Source organism: Aggregatibacter segnis ATCC 33393, from assembly GCF_000185305.1.
GTDB classification, from domain to species: domain Bacteria; phylum Pseudomonadota; class Gammaproteobacteria; order Enterobacterales; family Pasteurellaceae; genus Aggregatibacter; species Aggregatibacter segnis.
Map to the genome: position 1 here is coordinate 1 of NZ_GL622201.1, position 3,303 is coordinate 3,303.

2 rRNA genes are annotated in these 3,303 nt (G+C 48.9%); both read right to left on the minus strand.

The annotated features are described in order from the left end of the window. A 5S ribosomal RNA gene (rrf, locus tag HMPREF9064_RS00020) occupies positions 1–84 on the minus strand; the annotation flags it as partial. 146 nt (positions 85–230) lie between these two features. Further along, positions 231–3,127, minus strand: a 23S ribosomal RNA gene (locus HMPREF9064_RS00015). Positions 3,128–3,303 lie beyond the last annotated feature (176 nt).

The following is a 3,303-nucleotide window of genomic DNA, read 5'->3' on the forward strand; positions in this document are numbered from 1 at the left end:
CCCCACACTACCATCGGCATTACGGCGTTTCACTTCTGAGTTCGGTATGGAGTCAGGTGGGCCCACCGCACTATCGCCGCCAATATTCTTTATGATTTCTCTCTTATCTTATTCACGTCTTCTTAATCTAAAAACAAGCCTTCTCTCAACTCTCTCTTTGCGTCTTTCTCTTAACTGCTACTCTACTTCGCTCCATGCTCCAGGTCTCCCCAAAAACACTTGAGCGTTGTATGGCTAAGCCTCTCGGGCAATTAGTATGCGTTAGCTCAATGTATCACTACACTTACACACCGCACCTATCTACGTCTTAGTCTTAAACAACCCTTACTGTCTTAAAGACAGGGAGAACTCATCTCTTGGCAAGTTTCGTGCTTAGATGCTTTCAGCACTTATCTCTTCCGCATGTAGCTACCCAGCAATGCCTCTGGCGAGACAACTGGAACACCAGTGATGCGTCCACTCCGGTCCTCTCGTACTAGGAGCAGCCCCAATCAATTCTCCAACGCCCACGGCAGATAGGGACCGAACTGTCTCACGACGTTCTAAACCCAGCTCGCGTACCACTTTAAATGGCGAACAGCCATACCCTTGGGACCTACTTCAGCCCCAGGATGTGATGAGCCGACATCGAGGTGCCAAACACCGCCGTCGATATGAACTCTTGGGCGGTATCAGCCTGTTATCCCCGGAGTACCTTTTATCCGTTGAGCGATGGCCCTTCCATGCAGAACCACCGGATCACTATGACCTACTTTCGTACCTGCTCGACTTGTCTGTCTCGCAGTTAAGCTTGCTTATACCATTGCACTAACCTCACGATGTCCGACCGTGATTAGCAAACCTTCGTGCTCCTCCGTTACTCTTTGGGAGGAGACCGCCCCAGTCAAACTACCCACCAGACACTGTCCGAGACCGCGTTTCGCAATCTTCGTTAGAACATCAAACGTTAAAGGGTGGTATTTCAAGGACGACTCCATAATCACTGGCGTGACTACTTCAAAGTCTCCCACCTATCCTACACATCAAAATTCAATGTTCAGTGTCAAGCTATAGTAAAGGTTCACGGGGTCTTTCCGTCTAGCCGCGGGTACACCGCATCTTCACGGCGATTTCAATTTCACTGAGTCTCGGGTGGAGACAGCCTGGCCATCATTATGCCATTCGTGCAGGTCGGAACTTACCCGACAAGGAATTTCGCTACCTTAGGACCGTTATAGTTACGGCCGCCGTTTACTGGGGCTTCGATCAGGAGCTTCTCTTTCGATTACACCATCAATTAACCTTCCAGCACCGGGCAGGCATCACACCCTATACGTCCACTTTCGTGTTTGCAGAGTGCTGTGTTTTTAATAAACAGTTGCAGCCAGCTGGTATCTTCGACCGGTTCAACCTTCGCCCGCAAGGGACTACAATCTACGCCGGCGCACCTTCTCCCGAAGTTACGGTGCTATTTTGCCTAGTTCCTTCACCCGAGTTCTCTCAAGCGCCTGAGTATTCTCTACCTGACCACCTGTGTCGGTTTTCAGTACGGTTTAGATAAACCTGAAGCTTAGTGGCTTTTCCTGGAAGTGTGGTATCAGTTACTTCAGCTCCGTAGAGCCTCGTCATCATCTCTCAGTGTTAAGGAAGTCCGGATTTGCCTAAACTTCCCACCTACAAACTTAAACGTGCATATCCAACAGCACGCTAACCTAACCTGCTCCGTCCCCACATCGCAGTTTATCCAAGTACGGGAATATTAACCCGTTTCCCATCGACTACGCTTTTCAGCCTCGCCTTAGGGGCCGACTCACCCTGCCCCGATTAACGTTGGACAGGAACCCTTGGTCTTCCGGCGAACGGGTTTTTCACCCGTTTTATCGTTACTTATGTCAGCATTCGCACTTGTGATACGTCAAGCCCACCTCTCGATGAACCTTCATCCGCTTACACAACGCTCCCCTACCCAACAGACTTACGTCTGATGCCGCAGCTTCGGTGCTATATTTGAGCCCCGTTACATCTTCCGCGCAGGCCGACTCGACTAGTGAGCTATTACGCTTTCTTTAAATGATGGCTGCTTCTAAGCCAACATCCTAGCTGTCTAAGCCTTCCCACTTCGTTTCCCACTTAATATAGACTTTGGGACCTTAGCTGGCGGTCTGGGTTGTTTCCCTCTCCACGACGGACGTTAGCACCCGCCGTGTGTCTCCTGAGTATCACTCTTCGGTATTCGTAGTTTGCATCGGGTTGGTAAGCCGGGATGGCCCCCTAGCCGAAACAGTGCTCTACCCCCGAAGGTGTCCGCTCAAGGCTCTACCTAAATAGATTTCGGGGAGAACCAGCTATCTCCCGGTTTGATTGGCCTTTCACCCCCAGCCACAAGTCATCCGCTAATTTTTCAACATTAGTCGGTTCGGTCCTCCAGTTAGTGTTACCCAACCTTCAACCTGCCCATGGCTAGATCACCGGGTTTCGGGTCTATACCTTGCAACTATTCGCCCAGTTAAGACTCGGTTTCCCTTCGGCTCCCCTATTCGGTTAACCTCGCTACAAAATATAAGTCGCTGACCCATTATACAAAAGGTACGCAGTCACCCTTGCGGGCTCCCACTGCTTGTACGTACAAGGTTTCAGGTTCTATTTCACTCCCCTCACCGGGGTTCTTTTCGCCTTTCCTTCACAGTACTGGTTCACTATCGGTCAATCAGGAGTATTTAGCCTTGGAGGATGGTCCCCCCATCTTCAAACAGGATATCACGTGTCCCGCCCTACTTGTCGTTAGCTCAGTACCACAAAAGTATTTTCGAGTACGGGATTATCACCCTCTACGATTTGGCTTCCCAGCCAATTCCTCTAATACTTCCGCTATCACTAACAGGCTCCTTCGCTTTCGCTCGCCGCTACTCACAAAATCTCGGTTGATTTCTTTTCCTCGGGGTACTTAGATGTTTCAGTTCTCCCGGTTCGCCTCATTATCCTATGGATTCAGATAATGATAGTGGGTTCTTCACCCACTGGGTTTCCCCATTCGGACATCTTGGATTAAACGCCTCTTATCGACTCATCCAAGCTTTTCGCAGATTAGCACGTCCTTCTTCGCCTCTGATTGCCAAGGCATCCACCTTGTACGCTTTGTCACTTAACCATACAACCTCAAGTATTCTTACCTTATTATTTAAATAACATTAAACAATAAGCCTCAAACACTTCAACTACGATTAATAACAGTTAATTAAGAGTAATCGCCTTTTATCAATCACTCTCACTCAGACTTTCTTGAAAGTCTCGTTTTCAGCTTGTTTCCAGATTTTTAAAGAACAG